Origin of the sequence: Enterobacter cloacae complex sp. P6RS (assembly GCF_014982245.1) — a bacterium.
GTDB classification, from domain to species: domain Bacteria; phylum Pseudomonadota; class Gammaproteobacteria; order Enterobacterales; family Enterobacteriaceae; genus Enterobacter; species Enterobacter bugandensis.
The window spans coordinates 40,781-58,007 of the sequence record NZ_JADCLB010000012.1 but is presented as its reverse complement, the minus strand read 5'-3'; the positions used below and the strand labels follow the sequence as shown (position 1 = coordinate 58,007).

Genomic DNA, 17,227 nt, shown 5'->3' with positions numbered 1-17,227 from the left:
CTCATGAACCTACGTCGTATCGTTAACACATTCCTGCCACCGGTAATGCTTGTGCTGGCAGGGGCATTTTGCCATTCAGCCCGGGCAGATTGTACCTTCAACGGCAGCGCTGACGCGGATGCCGTGGTGACGTTTCAGCTTCCCCCGGTCATTATTGTCGCCCCCGACACGCCCGTCGGCACCGTGCTTTATGACGCCAGCGTCGAGAGTAAAGCGGTGACGGTGGATTGTAGCGGTGACGCGCAAATTCGACGCGGGTATTTGTACCTCACGGATGCGGATGCGCGTGAAGATGTGATGAGCGGGGTCTATCAGACCAACGTGCCGGGTATTGGCATCCGCGCGGCGTCGTCGACCGAACGGCTTCCCGGTTACACTGGACAAGATCTTGTCCGGCCCATGCACTTTGTGGGATCGATCCATGGCTATTCGACAAGTACATCTGTATTCCGCGCCGCTGCCCAGCTGGTCGTCACGGGCGCTATCCAGGAGGGTGATCTTGATACCTCACGGTTAACCTCGATGGATATCCTGGGCAACGCGCCGATCGGTGAAATGCGCTTCTCTCCCACCAGCGTTCACATCACCACCAATACCTGTAACCTTGTCGATCGCAATATCTATGTGCCGCTGAAAACGGTCAATACCCAGGACTTTAGCGGCCAATACTCTGACATCCTAACGGACGGCAGCTTTAAGATTGAGATCACCGACTGCGCGGCAGGCACAAAGGTGGATTATCAATTTACCAGCGCGGGATCAACGGGCGTCACGAACGGCAATATTTTGGGGATCGCCTCCGGAGATTCCGCCGCTGAAGGCGTCGGCATTCAGATCCTTGACCAGAATGATACGGTGCTGCAGTTCGATCGGAACTACACGGCGATAACCGGCACGCAGGACAACGTCCCCGTCGAGATCCCACTCAAGGCTCGCTACGTCAGGACGGGGGAGATAAAAGCCGGCAAAGTCGATTCTGTCGCGACGTTCGAGCTCTTTTACCGTTGATTCATCCTGCCCGCTCTGGCGGGCTAAGGATCATTTCACTAACTTCGTTAACCCTCTCTTTTCATCTGGTTAATTCTTAAACCCTTAAATCTTGTAGGGCCGCTTACTGCTTGCTATGCAACCAGCGTTTCGCATATTATTCTGCGGTCATAATAATAATTCTCGTTTACGTTATCATTCACTTTTCCATCAGAGATAAACATGGCGCTTTCCAATACTGCTCAGCCAATTAACACGTCGCTGCGTAAAGTCGCGGTTGTCGTAGCCACAGCGGTTGCCGGCATGTCTGCATTTGCTCACGCTGCCGAAACCCCGAAAAAAGAAGATACTATTACCGTTACCGCTGCACCTGCTGCACAGGAAAGTGCCTGGGGACCTGCTGCGACTATCGCCGCCCGCCAATCTGCGACCGGTACCAAAACAGACACCCCAATTCAAAAGGTTCCACAGTCTATTTCTGTGGTGACGGCCGAAGAGATGGCGCTGCACCAGCCGCGTTCGGTTAAAGAAGCCCTGAGCTACACGCCGGGCGTTGCGGTGGGCACGCGTGGTGCGTCCAACACCTATGATTATCTGGTTATTCGCGGTTTCGCGGCCGATGGCCAGAGCCAGAACAACTACCTCGACGGCATGAAGATGCAGGGCAACTTCTATAACGACGCGGTGATAGACCCGTACATGCTGGAGCGCGCCGAAATCATGCGCGGTCCGGTTTCCGTTCTGTACGGTAAAAGCAGCCCGGGCGGCCTGCTGAACATGGTAAGTAAGCGCCCAACAACCGAGCCGCTGAAAGAGATCCAGTTTAAAGTGGGTACCGACAGCCTGTTCCAGACAGGCTTTGACTTCAGCGATGCGATCGACGATGACGGTGTCTATTCATACCGCCTGACGGGAGTTGCGCGCTCAAACAATTCGCAGCAGGAAGATAAGGGCGAGCAGCGTTATGCCATCGCGCCATCCTTCTCCTGGCGTCCGGATGACAAAACCACCTTCACGTTCCTTTCCTACTTCCAGAACGAGCCTGAAACGGGCTACTACGGCTGGCTGCCAAAAGAGGGGACGGTTGACCCGCTGCCAAACGGCGATCGTCTGCCGACGAACTTCAATGAAGGCGCGAAGAACAACACCTATTCCCGTAACCAGAAAATGGTGGGATACAGCGTCGACCACGAGTTCAACGATACCTTTACCGTGCGCCAGAACCTGCGCTACGCGCAGAATAAAACCTCGCAAAACAGCGTCTACGGCTACGGCATGTGTTCCGATCCGCTCTATTCAAGCAATCCGGCATCCAGCCCTTGCGCGAGCGTTCCTCAGTCTCAGTGGGGACACACGCTGACTCGCCAGTATGTCATTGACAACGAGAAGCTGGAAAACTTCTCTGTTGACACGCAGCTGCAGAGCAAGTTCGCGACCGGCACTCTCGATCACACGCTGCTGACAGGCGTGGATTTCATGCGCATGCGTAACGACATCGACTCGTGGTTCGGCTATGCCGGTTCCGTTGCGTCATCGGATATCTATAACCTCGATCGTGGCGACTTCGATTTCGGTTCTCATCCTGGTCCGTCAGGCGCTTATCAGGTGCTGAACAAGCAAAAACAGACCGGTATTTATGCTCAGGATCAGATCGAGTGGGATAAGGTGCTGGTCACGCTGGGCGGTCGATACGACTGGGCCAATCAGGAATCTTACAACCGCGTGACGAATACGACTTCCGCGCGTGATGACACCCAGTTCACCTGGCGTGGCGGTGTTAACTACCTGTTCGATAACGGCGTCACCCCGTACTTTAGCTACAGCGAGTCGTTTGAACCGGCTTCTCAGACCGGCGCGAACGGCAACGTCTTTGCACCGTCTAAAGGCAAGCAGTACGAAGCGGGCGTGAAATACGTGCCCAACGATCGTCCGATCGTTATCACCGGTGCGGTATATCAGCTGACTAAAACCAACAACCTGATGGCCGACCCTGCGGGGTCCTTCTTCTCTGTTGAAGGCGGCGAGATCCGCGCCCGTGGCGTAGAGCTGGAAGCCAAAGCGGCGCTCTCTGCAAGCGTTAACGTTGTCGGTTCTTATACCTATACCGATGCGGAATACACCACCGACACCAACTACAAAGGCAACACGCCGGCGCAGGTGCCAAAACATATGGCATCCGTGTGGGGAGATTACACGATGTTTGACGGCCCACTGTCTGGCCTGACGCTGGGTACCGGCGTGCGTTATACCGGCTCCAGCAAAGGTGACCCGGCGAATAGCTTCACTGTTGGAAGCTATACACTGGTTGATGCACTGGTCAGATACGATCTGGCGCGTGTAGGCATGGCCGGATCAAACGTCGCGCTTCACGTGAACAACCTGTTCGATCGTGAGTACGTTGCCAGCTGCTTCAACACCTACGGTTGCTTCTGGGGTGCTGAACGCCAGGTTGTCGCCACCGCGACCTTCCGCTTCTAACCTCTTTATGGGCACGGTTCGCCGTGCCCTTTTTATTTAAGTTGGCTGACATGCAGGATAATAAAACGCAATCCGACACCACCTTTACGCTCAATAATCTCTCCTTTCGCGTACCCGGGCGCACCCTGCTGCATCCGCTCTCTCTGACGTTTCCTGCCGGTAAAGTGACGGGCCTGATTGGCCACAACGGTTCCGGTAAATCCACGCTGCTCAAGATGCTGGGTCGCCACCAGCCGCCTTCTGAAGGGGACATTCTGCTGGACGATCGGCCGCTGGAGGGCTGGAGCAGTAAAGCTTTTGCCCGCAAAGTGGCCTATCTGCCGCAGCAGCTGCCGCAGGCGGAAGGGATGACGGTGCGTGAACTGGTAGCGATTGGCCGCTATCCGTGGCACGGGGCGCTTGGCCGCTTCGGCGTCGCCGACCGGGAGAAAGTAGAAGAGGCGATTGCGCTGGTAGGGCTAAAACCGCTGGCGCATCGCCTGGTGGATAGTCTGTCCGGCGGTGAACGTCAGCGGGCGTGGATTGCGATGCTGGTGGCGCAGGACAGCCGCTGCCTGCTGCTGGATGAACCGACCTCTGCGCTGGATATCGCCCATCAGGTCGACGTGCTGGCGCTGGTGCATCGCTTAAGCCAGCAGCGCGGCCTGACGGTGATTGCCGTTCTGCATGACATCAATATGGCGGCGCGCTACTGTGACTACCTCGTCGCGCTGCGCGGCGGTGAAATGATCGCTCAGGGCACGCCGTTTGAGCTGATGCGCAGCGAAACGCTGGAACATATTTACGGTATTCCGATGGGTATTTTGCCTCACCCGGCCGGGGCTGCTCCCGTGAGCTTTGTCTACTGATGCTGGATTCAACATACATTAGCCGCCGTCGCCTGCTGACGGCCATGGCGCTCTCGCCGCTGCTGTTGAAGATGGCCCCGGCCCGCGCCGCCGCTATCGATCCGCACCGCATCGTGGCGCTGGAGTGGTTACCCGTCGAGCTGATGATGGCCCTGGGTATCACGCCCTACGGCGTGGCCGACATTCCCAACTACACCCTGTGGGTGAATGAGCCAAAACTGCCGGACTCGGTCATCGACATCGGTCTGCGCACGGAGCCAAACCTTGAGCTTCTCACGCAGATGAAACCGTCTTATTTGTTCTGGTCTGCGGGGTATGGCCCGTCGGAAGAGATCATGGCGAAGATTGCGCCGGGACGAGGCTTTTCCTTTAGCGACGGTAAAAAGCCGCTGACCATGGCAAAAAATTCTATCCACGAGATGGCCCAGTTCCTCAACCGGGAAGCGGAAGCAAAACAGCATCTCGATGAGTTTGACGCGCTGATTGAGTCCCTTAAGCCGCGCTTTGCCCGCCGTGGCGATCGGCCTTTGCTGATGGTGACGCTGCTGGATGCCCGCCATATGCTGGTCTTTGGAAAGAACTGCCTGTTCCAGGAAGTGCTCGACAACTTCGGCATTCGCAACGCCTGGGAAGGCGAGATGACGTTCTGGGGAAGCACCGCCGTGGGCATCGACCGCCTGGCGGCGTTTCGCGACGTCGACGTGCTGTGCTTTGACCACGGCAACGAGCGTGAAATGCAAACCCTGATGGCGACCCCGCTCTGGCAGGCGATGCCGTTCGTGCGCGAGCAGCGCTTCCTGCGCGCCCCTGCGGTATGGTTTTACGGCGCGACGCTGTCGGCAATGCACTTTGCCCGCGTGCTGGACAACGTGATGGGGGGCAAAGCATGAGTACGCGTATTGCCCGTTTCCCGGCGCTGCTGCTGGGGCTGATTTTTCTGGCGGCGCTGGCGCTAACCGGGTTCAACCTCTCCACGGCACTGCCGCGCGAGGAGTGGGCGGCCGCGTTTGCCGCTCCGGATATCGACAATATTCAGCAGATGTTGTTCCACTACAGCCTGCTGCCGCGTCTTAGCATCTCCCTGCTGGTCGGGGCGGGGCTGGGGCTGGTGGGCGTGCTGTTCCAGCAGGTGCTGCGTAACCCGCTGGCGGAGCCAACCACGCTGGGCGTGGCGACGGGTGCACAGCTGGGGATCACCATCACCACCCTCTGGACCCTGCCGGGGGCATTAACCTCGCAGTTTGCCGCGCTGGCAGGTGCCTGCGTCGTGGGCGCGCTGGTCTTTGGCGTGGCCTGGGGAAAACGTCTCTCGCCGGTCACGCTGATCCTCGCCGGGCTGGTCGTCAGCCTCTACTGCGGCGCGATCAACCAGCTTCTGGTGCTGTTTCACCACGACCAGCTGCAAAGCATGTTTATGTGGAGCACCGGCACGCTCACCCAGACCGACTGGAGTATCGTCCAGCGCCTGTGGCCACAATTGTTTGGCGGTGTGGTGCTCACGCTGCTGCTGCTGCGCCCGCTCACTCTGATGGGGCTGGATGATGGCGTGGCGCGCAACCTGGGGCTGGCGCTGTCGCTGGCTCGTCTGGCGGCGCTCACGCTGGCGATTGTGTTAAGCGCTCTGCTGGTTAACGCGGTTGGCATCATCGGGTTTATCGGCCTCTTTGCGCCGCTGCTGGCGAAAATGCTCGGGGCGCGTCGCCTTCTGGCACGTCTGCTGCTGGCGCCGCTGATCGGGGCGCTGATCCTCTGGCTTTCCGATCAGATCATTCTCTGGCTGGCGCGCGTCTGGATGGAAGTGTCTACCGGGTCGGCAACGGCGCTTATCGGTGCGCCGCTGCTGCTGTGGCTGCTCCCGCGCCTGCGCAGCATCAGCGCCCCAGCGATGGACGCGGGTGATAAGGTCTACGCTGAACGTCAGTCGGTGCTGTGGTTCAGCCTTGCCGGTCTGGCGGTGTTGCTTATCGCCTCGTTTGCCGCCCTCGCATTTGGGCGCGATGCCGCAGGCTGGCACTGGGCAACGGGAGACTTACTCAACGAACTGCTGCAGTGGCGCTGGCCGCGTATTTTCTCCGCGCTGATTGCCGGGGTGATGCTGGCGGTGGCGGGCTGTATTATTCAGCGTCTGACCGGTAACCCGATGGCAAGCCCTGAAGTGCTGGGGATCAGCTCCGGCGCGGCCTTTGGCGTGGTGCTGATGCTCTTCCTGGTGCCGGGCAATGCGTTTGGCTGGCTGATGCCTGCCGGGAGTATCGGTGCGGCGGCCACGCTGATGATTATTCTGGTTGCCTCTGGCCGCGGCGGATTTTCTCCACACCGCATGCTGCTGGCTGGTATGGCGCTCAGCACCGCCTTTACTATGCTGCTGATGATGCTGCAGGCGAGCGGCGATCCGCGCATGGCGAAGATCCTGACCTGGATTTCCGGCTCAACGTACAACGCCACCGCCAGCCAGGTTGCCTGGTCAGGAAGCGTTATGATCGTGCTGCTGGCGATGGTACCGCTATGCCGTCGCTGGATGACCATTCTGCCGCTGGGGGGCGAAACCGCGCGTGCGGTTGGCTTAGCGCTGACGCCAACGCGCGTCGCGCTTCTTCTGCTGGCGGCGTGTCTGACGGCAACCGCCACCATGACCATCGGTCCACTAAGCTTTGTAGGGTTGATGGCGCCGCATATCGCCAGAATGATGGGTTTCCGACGGACGATGCCACATATTGTGATGTCGGCCCTGACGGGCGGGGTCATTCTGGTGTTTGCCGACTGGTGTGGAAGGATGGTGCTGTTCCCGTATCAGATCCCGGCAGGACTGCTGTCGACCTTTATCGGCGCGCCGTATTTTATTTATCTGTTGAGAAAGCAGAGCCGCTAATAAAAATAAACGGCAATCCTTAGATTGCCGTTTTAGCAATGCCCTTAGAGCTTCGCAAACACCTTACGCGCCGCGTCGATGGTGTTATTGATATCTTCTTCGCTGTGCGCCACGGACATAAAGCCCGCTTCGAACGCGGACGGTGCCAGGTACACGCCTTCTTCCAGCATCAGGTGGAAGAAGCGCTTGAAGCGTTCAACGTCGCACTTCACCACGTCCTGATAGCGGGTCACGGTTTTCGCATCGGTGAAGAAAATCCCGAACATGCCGCCCACGTGGTTAACAACCAGCGGAATTCCCGCTTCTTCTGCGGCTTCCAGCAGACCGTTTGCCAGCTGCGTGGTACGGTCCGTCAGGGTTTCATGAATACCCGGCTGCGCCACTTCGGTCAGACAGGCGAAGCCTGCAGCCATGGCAATTGGGTTACCGGATAGCGTGCCCGCCTGGTAAACCGGGCCGGTTGGTGCCAGGGCTTCCATCACGTCCTTACGACCGCCGAAAGCACCGACCGGCATGCCGCCGCCGATGATTTTGCCGAGGCAGGTCAGGTCCGGCTCAACCTCATAATAAGACTGGGCGCCCGCCAGTGCCACGCGGAAGCCGGTCATCACTTCATCGATGATCAGCAGCGCGCCGAACTCATCGCACAGCGCGCGCAGGCCCGGCAGGAAGTCAGGCTGCGGCGGGATGCAGTTCATATTGCCCGCAACCGGTTCAACGATAATGCAGGCGATCTCCTGCGGATACTGCTCGAACGCCGCGCGAACGGTGTTCAGATCGTTGTAGGTGCAGGTCAGGGTGTGCTTCGCGAAATCAGCAGGTACGCCAGGCGAGTTTGGCTGGCCGAGGGTCAGCGCGCCGGAGCCCGCTTTCACCAGCAGGCAGTCCGCATGGCCGTGGTAGCAGCCTTCGAATTTGATGATTTTGTCGCGACCGGTAAAGCCGCGCGCCAGACGGATGGCACTCATGGTGGCTTCGGTACCGGAGTTCACCATACGCACCATGTCCATGGTCGGCACCAGTTCGGTAACCAGCTCCGCCATTTTCACTTCCATCTCGGTCGGCGCACCGAAGCTCAGGCCGCGCTGCGCGGCTTCGATGACCGCGTTACGAATGGCAGGATGGTTATGTCCGAGAACCATCGGCCCCCAGGAACCGACGTAATCGATATAGGCTTTGCCATCGACATCATACAGATACGCGCCGTCAGCACGTTCAATAAACAGCGGCGTGCCGCCCACGCCGGTAAAGGCGCGTACTGGCGAGTTCACGCCACCGGGGATTAGCTCGCGGGCTGCACTGTAGAGGTTTTCAGACTTGCTCATGGCGTCGTTCCTGGTTCGTATAAAATGATTAAGCACACTATTCTAAGTGATCCGCAGAAGGTTATGAAATTTTTAGCCTGTTAATGCTTTAAGATTTGTTAAGTATTTTTCAGGCGTCGCAGGGAAGGTCTCTGGTAAAATCTTCGCGGCTTTTTGTATGATGAATAAGAACAGGACATGAAATCAGATTCCCCGTCTTTTGAAGAACAACAGTTTACGCGCGTCCAGCACCGAATCAGCATTCGGCGGCTGCTCAATCGCGATAAAACGCCGCTGGCGATCCTGCTGGCCGCTGCGGTGGTGGGTACCCTTGCAGGGCTGGTTGGCGTGGCGTTTGAAAAAGTGGTTAACGCCGTACTCAACTGGCGAGTGGGTACCGTAGCCGGTTTTGCCGATCGTGAATGGCTGGTCTGGGTAGCGGCATTCGGCCTGTCTGCGCTGTTTGCCATGGTGGGGTATTTTCTGGTGCGTAAATTCGCCCCGGAGGCGGGCGGGTCTGGCATCCCGGAAATTGAAGGCGCGCTGGAGGAGCTGCGCCCGGTGCGCTGGTGGCGGGTGATCCCGGTTAAGTTTATTGGCGGCATGGGGACGCTGGGCGCAGGGATGGTGCTCGGCCGGGAAGGGCCAACGGTGCAGCTGGGGGGGAATGTCGGCCGCATGGTGGGCGATCTGTTCCGCATGCGCAGCGCCGAGGCGCGCCATACGCTGCTGGCCACCGGTGCAGCGGCGGGGCTTTCTGCGGCGTTTAACGCGCCGCTGGCCGGTATTTTGTTCATCATCGAAGAGATGCGCGCGCAGTTCCGCTACAACCTGATCTCCATTAAAGCGGTGTTTACCGGCGTTATTATGTCGAGCATCGTCTTTCGCATCTTTAATGGCGAAGGGGCGGTGATTGAAGTGGGTAAACTGACCAACGCACCGGTTAACACCCTGTGGCTATACCTGATCCTCGGCATGATTTTTGGTGTGGTGGGCCCGCTGTTTAACACCTTTATCTTACGCGCTCAGGATATGTTCCAGCGCGTTCACGGCGGCAATACCACGAAATGGGTGCTGATGGGTGGCCTGCTGGGCGGCATTTGTGGCGTGCTCGGCTTTATCGAACCGAATGCCGCGGGTGGCGGTTTCGGGCTGATTCCCATTGCCGCAGCCGGGAATTTCAGCGTGGGTTTGCTGCTGTTTATGTTTTTCTCCAGGGTCATTACGACGGTACTGTGCTTCTCCTCCGGCGCGCCCGGCGGAATTTTTGCCCCGATGCTGGCGCTGGGAACGCTGCTCGGCACCGCGTTTGGTATGGCGGCTGAGGCAGGTTTCCCCGCTTACCACCTGGACGCCGGCACCTTTGCAGTGGCCGGGATGGGAGCGCTGCTGGCCGCGTCCCTGCGCGCGCCGTTAACCGGCATCGTGCTGGTGCTGGAGATGACGGATAATTACCAGCTCATTTTGCCAATGATCATTACCTGTCTCGGCGCGACACTATTAGCCCAATTCCTGGGTGGAAAACCGCTATACTCCACCATCCTCGCGCGTACCCTGGCAAAACAAGAGGCGGAGCGGGCCGCCACGCAGAATACTTGAATGAATTACCAGGGTATTAGATAATGACGAAAAGAATTGGGTGAATTTTACCCAATAGCAGTATTCATGGGAGCATAAGATGAGTGATGACGTAGCTGTGCCGCTGGAATTTACCGAAGCAGCAGCCAACAAAGTGAAAACCCTGATTGCCGACGAAGACAATCCGGATCTGAAACTGCGTGTCTATATTACCGGTGGCGGCTGCAGCGGCTTCCAGTACGGTTTTACCTTTGACGATCAGGTGAACGACGGCGATATGACCATCGAGAAGCAAGGCGTCGCGCTGGTAGTTGACCCGATGAGCCTGCAGTATCTGGTGGGCGGTTCGGTGGATTACACCGAAGGTCTGGAAGGTTCGCGTTTTGTGGTGACCAACCCGAACGCAACAAGCACCTGCGGGTGTGGTTCTTCGTTCAGCATTTAAGCCTGAATGTGGATTGTAGGCCCGGTAAGCGAAGCGCCACCGGGCTTATAAACGACGTCTATCTTGAAGTTTCATCCAGCGCAAACGTCGGCAGCTTCAGGTGCCAGCGTATCGCCGCTAAACGAATCACCAGCGTAACGACCATCCCCAGCATCGCGGCGTTTTCCAGCGGAAGTGCAAACGTGTAGTACGCGGTCGCGTGGACAATGCCGCCCGCAATACAGGCCGTTGCGTAAATTTCAGTACGCAGGATCATAGGCACCTCACGCGCCAGAATGTCGCGAATGATGCCGCCGCCCACGCCGGTTAACACGCCCATGCAGATCGCCACCATCGGGCCGGTGCCCGCATTAAACGCCTTATTGACGCCAATACCGACAAACACGGCCAGACCCACGGCATCCAGCACCGGCAATATCCATTTGGGTAATCGGCGGGGCTGGCGAACCAGCACAATGGTTAACAGACAGGTGACCATCGCGACCACAAGATCGGTCGGATCTTTCACCCAAAACACCGGGCCATTCGCCAGCGCCATATCGCGGATTGTCCCGCCGCCAACGGCGGTCACCACGCCAAGCACCAGCACGCCAAACGGATCCATGCGTAGTTTTCCGGCGAGCAGGACGCCGGAGATAGCAAAAACGGCTGTACCAAGAATATCCAGCCAATAAACGAGCATCGTTAAATCCTCGAACAAATGTTAATGACCCTCTGCCAGGGCGGCACAGAGCTGTTTTGCGGCGAGGATAATACGCGGGCTGGCGCGTTCAAACCAGTCACCGTTGAGTGGGATCACCGGAATTTTTAGCTGGCTCTGCCAGAATTGTTTAATTTTAGGAATCTCGCTCGCATTACCGACCACGACGATGGCCTGCGGCTGGCGCGCCAGCACCTGCTCACGGCTGACCTGAGGCCACGGTACCCGGCTGGCAGCAAAGATATTTTCACCGCCGCACACTTCCAGCACCTGGTTCTGAATCGAGCCTTTTCCTGTGGTAAACAGCGGCTGGCTGCCGAACTGCAGGAAGATGCGCTTTTTAACAGGCGTATCGTATTGGGCTTTCAGCGCGGCATAGTCGCTGAGCATCTGGTTCGCCGCACTCTCGGCTTTTTGAGGCGCAGGGCTATAAGGGGCCAGGGCGCGCAGAGCCTGAGCGACCTGCTCAATACTTACCGCGTCAACCCACATGACCTTGATGCCAAGCGAGGTGAGCTGGTTAACCTGCCGCTCGGCGTTACCGCCGCGCCAGGCCAGCACGAGATCCGGCTTAAGTGCCACAATGCGCTCAAGGTTCATCCCTTGCCAGGTGGCCACTTGCTCAATGCCGGCCGCCTGTGGGGGGTAATCTGAAAAGCTGCTGACGCCAACGGGGGTGATCCCGGCGGCAAACGCCAGTTCGGTATTAGCGGGAGAGAGGGTAATCACACGCGGCGCGGCGAACAGCCACGCCGGTGCAAGCAGCAGCAGGGCGGCCAGCGCCCTGATAGACCGTTTAGCCACGCGCCAGGTTCTGCACCAGGCGTTCCACCATCACGGTGGACTGTTTTGCCGCAACGGCCAGGAACTCGTCGAAGCTGATGTGAGACTGCTGGTCTGCCACGTCAGAGATGGCGCGAACCACCACGAACGGTACGCTGAAATTGTGGCAAACGTGCGCAATCGCGGTCGCTTCCATCTCTACGGCAACCGCCTGCGGGAAGTTATGACGGATTTTCGCCAGACCGACGGAGCCATTGATGAACGCATCACCGCTGACAATCAGGCCGCGTACCGCGTTGAGATTGAGCTCAGCTATGCAGGCTTCAGCCGCCGCAATCAGTTTATCGTCAGCTTTAAACCCTGCCGGGCACCCCGGAAGCTGGCCGTATTCGTAGCCGAACGCGGTGACGTCAGCATCGTGGTAACGCGCTTCGTCGGAGACAACGATATCGCCCACTTTCAGCGTCGGTGCCAGACCGCCCGCCGAGCCCGTGTTAATGATGACGTCCGGCTTGCAGCGCTCAAGCAGCAGGGTCGCACCCAGCGCAGCAGCCACTTTACCGATGCCTGATTTCAGCAGAGCCACCTCAACACCGTTCAGCTGTCCGGTGTAGATCTCACAACCCCCGAGAGAGAGGGTCTGACGGTTCTCAATTTTGTCACGCAGGAGCGTAACTTCTTCTTCCATTGCACCAATAATGCCGATTTTCATAGATTTACTCGTGATGTGCCTTGTTAAGAGGCATAGTCTATCATGCGGTTAAGGGGAAACGCATTCTCACGCGGGGGAGCACATGTCACCAATCGATTTTCGTACCAAAATTAACTGGCACCGACGTTTCCGTTCGCCGCAGGGCGAAAAGAGCGAACACGAGATCCTGCGCATCTTCGAAAGCGATCGCGGCAGGATTATTAACTCGCCCGCCATCCGACGTCTGCAGCAAAAGACCCAGGTATTCCCGCTGGAGCGTAACGCCGCGGTGCGCACGCGCTTAACCCACTCCATGGAAGTGCAGCAGGTCGGGCGTTATATTGCCAAAGAGATTTTAAGCCGCCTCAAAGAGCAGCGTTTACTGGAAACCTATGGCCTGGATGAGCTGACGGGGCCTTTCGAGAGCATCGTTGAGATGGCCTGCCTGATGCATGACATCGGCAACCCGCCTTTTGGCCATTTTGGCGAGGCGGCTATTAATGACTGGTTTAAACAACGGCTTTATCCGTCGGATGCGGCAAGCCAGCCGCTCAGCGATGACCGCTGCATCGTGCGCGATTTACGCCTGCGTGAAGGCGAAGAAGGGCTGAACGATCTGCGCCGCAAAGTGCGCCAGGATCTCTGTCACTTTGAGGGCAACGCGCAGGGGATCCGGCTGGTGCACTCCCTGATGCGTATGAACCTGACCTGGGCGCAGGTTGGCTGCATTTTGAAATATACGCGTCCCGCGTGGTGGATGGGGGAGACGCCCGCATCCCACAGCTATTTAATGAAAAAGCCGGGCTATTACCTTTCCGAAGAGGCCTATATAGAACGGCTGCGTAAAGAACTTTCCCTGACGCCAAACGGCCGATTCCCATTGACGTGGATTATGGAAGCCGCCGACGATATTTCCTATTGCGTGGCTGACCTGGAAGATGCCGTTGAGAAAAGAATATTCAGCGTCGAGGAGCTTTATCAGCATCTTTATGCGGCATGGGGAACCCATGAAAAAGGATCGCTGTTTGCGCAGGTTGTCGAAAATGCCTGGGAAAAATCGCGCTCAAATACGTTGAGCCGCAGTACGGAAGATCAGTTCTTTATGTATTTGCGGGTCAATACATTAAATAAACTGGTGCCGTATGCCGCCTCGCGCTTTATTGATAATTTGCCGCAAATCTTTAGTGGGGAATTCAATCACGCGCTATTGGAAGATGACAGCAGTTTCAGCCAACTCCTTGAGCTTTATAAACATGTGGCGATGCGGCATGTGTTCAGCCATCCTGATGTCGAGCAACTGGAACTGCAGGGATACCGTGTAATTAGTGGATTACTGGAAATTTATTCCCCGTTGCTTCAGCTCTCCGTCGAGGAGTTTAGCGAGCTGGTGGAAAAAGAACGCGTGCGACGCATTCCTATCGAATCCCGGCTTTATCAGAAACTTTCTACCCGCCATCGGCTGGCGTATGTCGAAGCGATGGGTAAGCTGGATCGCCACGCTCTGGAATGGCCGGTGATGGAATATTATTATCGCTGCCGTCTAATCCAGGACTATATCAGCGGCATGACCGATTTGTATGCCTGGGATGAATACCGCAAGCTCATGGCCGTGGAATAATTCCGGAGTTTTGTAAAGAAGGCCAATAAATTTTTACCTTTTCCATAAACTTATGGCCGGAACTAAGCGGTATAAAATGAATCTGAGTTACACAGCAATTTTGCGTTACCTGTAAATCGAGATTGAGAAACATGAAAAAAACCACATTAGCAATGAGTGCACTGGCTCTGAGTTTAGGTTTAGCGCTGTCTCCTCTGACTGCTACTGCAGCCGAGACCGCGTCGTCGGCAGCAACCGCGCAGCAGATGCCAAGCCTGGCACCGATGCTCGAAAAAGTGATGCCATCGGTGGTGAGTATTAACGTTGAGGGCAGCACGACCGTCAATACGCCGCGCATGCCGCGTAACTTCCAGCAGTTCTTCGGTGACAATTCACCGTTCTGCCAGGACGGTTCGCCGTTCCAGAGTTCTCCGTTCTGTCAGGGCGGTGGCGCAGGGGATGACGGCCAGGGCGGCGGCCAGCAACAGAAATTCATGGCGCTTGGTTCCGGTGTGATTATTGATGCCGCAAAAGGCTACGTGGTTACCAACAACCACGTTGTGGATAACGCCAGCACCATTAAAGTACAGCTGAGCGATGGTCGTAAATTCGACGCTAAAGTGGTGGGTAAAGATCCGCGCTCCGACATCGCGCTGATCCAGATTCAGGATCCGAAGAACCTGACGGCGATTAAAATTGCCGACTCCGATGCGCTGCGCGTGGGCGATTACACCGTCGCTATCGGTAACCCGTTCGGTCTGGGTGAAACCGTGACCTCCGGTATTGTCTCTGCGCTGGGCCGTAGCGGCCTGAATGCGGAAAACTATGAAAACTTCATCCAGACGGATGCGGCCATTAACCGTGGTAACTCCGGCGGTGCGCTGGTGAACCTGAACGGCGAGCTGATCGGTATCAACACCGCTATTCTGGCACCGGACGGCGGCAACATCGGTATCGGCTTTGCTATTCCGAGCAACATGGTGAAAAACCTGACTGCTCAGATGGTGCAGTATGGCCAGGTGAAACGCGGTGAGCTGGGTATTATGGGTACCGAGCTGAACTCCGAGCTGGCGAAAGCGATGAAGGTGGATGCGCAGCGCGGTGCGTTCGTCAGCCAGGTTATGCCGAACTCCTCTGCAGCGAAGGCGGGCATTAAAGCGGGTGATGTGATCACCTCTCTGAACGGTAAACCGATCAGCAGCTTTGCCGCCCTGCGTGCGGAAGTGGGCTCGATGCCAATTGGCAGCAAAGTGACCCTTGGCCTGCTGCGTGACGGCAAACCGGTTAACGTAAGCCTGGAGCTGCAGCAGAGCAGCCAGAATCAGGTGGACTCCAGCACCATCTTCAGCGGAATTGAAGGCGCAGAGATGAGTAACAAGGGCCAGGACAAAGGCGTGGTGGTGAACAACGTGAAAGCAAATTCACCTGCTGCCCGTATCGGCCTGAAAAAAGGCGATGTGATCATGGGGGCTAACCAGCAACCGGTGAAAAACATCGCTGAACTGCGCAAAATTCTCGATAGCAAACCGTCCGTGCTGGCGCTGAATATCCAGCGCGGTGACACCTCAATTTACCTGCTGATGCAGTAATTCTCTTAAGCCCCTGTACGCAGGGGCTTTCTTGTTTCTGTGACGCCTACCGCAACTCCATACTTCCCCCTCTCACTTTGTGCATTCGCACAATGCAGTCGCTGCTGAACTTCCCTATGCTTGAGCTCTGCTCACAGGAGGGTTACATGGCTGGCTGGCATCTTGATACCAAAATGGCGCAGGATATCGTGGCGCGCACCATGCGCATCATTGATACCAATATCAACGTAATGGATGCCCGCGGGCGCATTATTGGCAGCGGCGATCGCGAGCGTATTGGGGAATTGCACGAAGGAGCCCTGCTGGTGCTCTCTCAGGGTCGCGTGGTTGATATCGATGATGCGGTAGCGAAACATCTGCACGGCGTGCGTCAGGGGATCAACTTGCCGCTGCGTCTGGAAGGGGAAATTGTTGGCGTCATCGGCCTGACGGGCGAACCGGAATCCCTGCGTAAATACGGCGAGCTGGTCTGTATGACGGCGGAAATGATGCTGGAGCAGTCGCGCCTGATGCATCTGCTTGCCCAGGACAGTCGTTTACGTGAAGAGCTGGTGATGAACCTGATTCAGGCGGAAGAACATACGCCTGCACTCAGCGAATGGGCGCAGCGTCTGGGGATCGACCTGAACCAGCCGCGCGTGGTGGCGGTGATTGAGGTCGATAGCGGACAGCTTGGCGTAGACAGCGCGATGGCCGAGCTGCAGCAGCTGCAAAATGCGCTGGCGACGCCGGAGCGCGACAACCTGGTGGCGATCGTCTCGCTGACGGAAATGGTGGTACTCAAACCCGCGCTCAATGCGTTCGGCCGCTGGGATGCGGAAGATCATCGTCGTCGCGTGGAACTGCTGATTTCCCGTATGCAGGAGAACGGCCAGTTGCGTTTTCGCGTTGCCCTGGGCAATTACTTTACCGGGCCGGGCAGCATCGCCCGGTCCTGGCGTACCGCGCGCACCACCATGATGGTGGGCAAGCAGCGGATGCCGGAGAGCCGCAGTTATTTCTATCAGGATCTGATGCTGCCGGTGCTGCTCGACAGCCTGCGCGGCGGCTGGCAGGCCAATGAGCTGGCCCGGCCATTAGCGCGCCTGAAGGCGATGGACAACAATGGGTTGCTGCGCCGGACGCTGCAGGCGTGGTTTCGCCATAACGTGCAACCGCTGGCGACCTCAAAAGCGCTGTTTATTCACCGCAATACGCTTGAGTATCGGCTAAACCGGATCTCGGAGCTGACGGGGCTGGATTTGGGAAACTTTGACGACAGGCTGCTGCTCTATGTCGCGTTGCAGCTGGACGAACAGAGATGACTGAGTGCGGTCTGGTGCCCTCACCCCATCCCTCTCCCACGGGGAGAGGGCGCA

Annotated in this window: 14 protein-coding genes; 10 read left to right on the top strand and 4 right to left on the bottom strand. The window is 57.4% G+C overall.

The window, feature by feature from the left end; translation table 11 throughout:
• Positions 1–3: 3 nt before the first annotated feature.
• The 5 genes from INF73_RS07210 to fhuB all read left to right on the top strand — a co-directional run bounded on the left by INF73_RS07210 (position 4) and on the right by fhuB (position 7,182).
• Complete coding sequence (locus tag INF73_RS07210; protein WP_193540301.1) at positions 4–1,008, top strand: fimbrial protein; 1,005 nt, start codon at positions 4–6, stop codon at positions 1,006–1,008.
• Between the two features lie 201 nt (positions 1,009–1,209).
• Positions 1,210–3,465, top strand: coding sequence for a ferrichrome porin FhuA (gene fhuA, locus INF73_RS07205; protein ID WP_193540303.1), 2,256 nt, complete (start codon positions 1,210–1,212; stop codon positions 3,463–3,465).
• Between the two features lie 50 nt (positions 3,466–3,515).
• Entirely contained in the window at positions 3,516–4,313 is a 798-nt protein-coding gene (gene fhuC / locus INF73_RS07200; RefSeq protein ID WP_193540305.1) for a Fe3+-hydroxamate ABC transporter ATP-binding protein FhuC, read from the top strand.
• The gene (gene fhuD, locus INF73_RS07195) at positions 4,313–5,203 is read left to right on the top strand and encodes a Fe(3+)-hydroxamate ABC transporter substrate-binding protein FhuD (protein WP_028015564.1); all 891 of its coding nucleotides are present in this window, start codon (positions 4,313–4,315) and stop codon (positions 5,201–5,203) included. Before fhuC ends, fhuD begins: the two co-directional genes overlap by 1 nt.
• A complete protein-coding gene (gene fhuB, locus INF73_RS07190) occupies positions 5,200–7,182 on the top strand; it encodes a Fe(3+)-hydroxamate ABC transporter permease FhuB (protein WP_193540307.1) in 1,983 nt (660 codons plus the stop codon). Before fhuD ends, fhuB begins: the two co-directional genes overlap by 4 nt.
• A gap of 44 nt (positions 7,183–7,226) precedes the next feature.
• Here the strand turns inward: fhuB and hemL are convergent, their stop codons facing one another.
• Positions 7,227–8,507, bottom strand: coding sequence for a glutamate-1-semialdehyde 2,1-aminomutase (gene hemL / locus INF73_RS07185; protein WP_041911201.1), 1,281 nt, complete (start codon positions 8,505–8,507; stop codon positions 7,227–7,229).
• Between the two features lie 177 nt (positions 8,508–8,684).
• On the opposite strand from hemL, the gene clcA reads away from it, so the two are divergent.
• A complete protein-coding gene (gene clcA, locus INF73_RS07180) occupies positions 8,685–10,085 on the top strand; it encodes a H(+)/Cl(-) exchange transporter ClcA (RefSeq protein WP_192971622.1) in 1,401 nt (466 codons plus the stop codon).
• A gap of 79 nt (positions 10,086–10,164) precedes the next feature.
• Positions 10,165–10,509, top strand: a complete 345-nt coding sequence (gene erpA / locus INF73_RS07175) for an iron-sulfur cluster insertion protein ErpA (protein ID WP_008501923.1) — start codon at positions 10,165–10,167, stop codon at positions 10,507–10,509.
• A gap of 58 nt (positions 10,510–10,567) precedes the next feature.
• Here the strand turns inward: erpA and INF73_RS07170 are convergent, their stop codons facing one another.
• From INF73_RS07170 to mtnN, 3 genes are read right to left on the bottom strand one after another with little or no spacing between them, the layout of a single operon-like run.
• A complete protein-coding gene (locus INF73_RS07170) occupies positions 10,568–11,191 on the bottom strand; it encodes a TRIC cation channel family protein (protein ID WP_028015568.1) in 624 nt (207 codons plus the stop codon).
• A gap of 21 nt (positions 11,192–11,212) precedes the next feature.
• Positions 11,213–12,013, bottom strand: coding sequence for a vitamin B12 ABC transporter substrate-binding protein BtuF (gene btuF, locus INF73_RS07165; RefSeq protein ID WP_045631184.1), 801 nt, complete (start codon positions 12,011–12,013; stop codon positions 11,213–11,215).
• The gene (gene mtnN / locus INF73_RS07160) at positions 12,006–12,704 is read right to left on the bottom strand and encodes a 5'-methylthioadenosine/S-adenosylhomocysteine nucleosidase (RefSeq protein ID WP_028015570.1); all 699 of its coding nucleotides are present in this window, start codon (positions 12,702–12,704) and stop codon (positions 12,006–12,008) included. Before mtnN ends, btuF begins: the two co-directional genes overlap by 8 nt.
• A gap of 82 nt (positions 12,705–12,786) precedes the next feature.
• Between mtnN and dgt the strand changes: the two genes are divergently transcribed.
• The 3 genes from dgt to cdaR all read left to right on the top strand — a co-directional run bounded on the left by dgt (position 12,787) and on the right by cdaR (position 17,173).
• Positions 12,787–14,301 (top strand): dGTPase, encoded by a 1,515-nt coding sequence (dgt, locus tag INF73_RS07155; RefSeq protein ID WP_028015571.1) that lies wholly within the window; start codon positions 12,787–12,789, stop codon positions 14,299–14,301.
• Positions 14,302–14,432: 131 nt separating this feature from the next.
• Positions 14,433–15,869 carry a serine endoprotease DegP gene (gene degP, locus INF73_RS07150; protein WP_028015572.1) on the top strand — a complete coding sequence of 479 codons (1,437 nt, stop codon included), beginning with the start codon at positions 14,433–14,435 and terminating at the stop codon, positions 15,867–15,869.
• Between the two features lie 146 nt (positions 15,870–16,015).
• A complete protein-coding gene (gene cdaR, locus INF73_RS07145; RefSeq protein WP_032644978.1) occupies positions 16,016–17,173 on the top strand; it encodes a DNA-binding transcriptional regulator CdaR in 1,158 nt (385 codons plus the stop codon).
• Positions 17,174–17,227 lie beyond the last annotated feature (54 nt).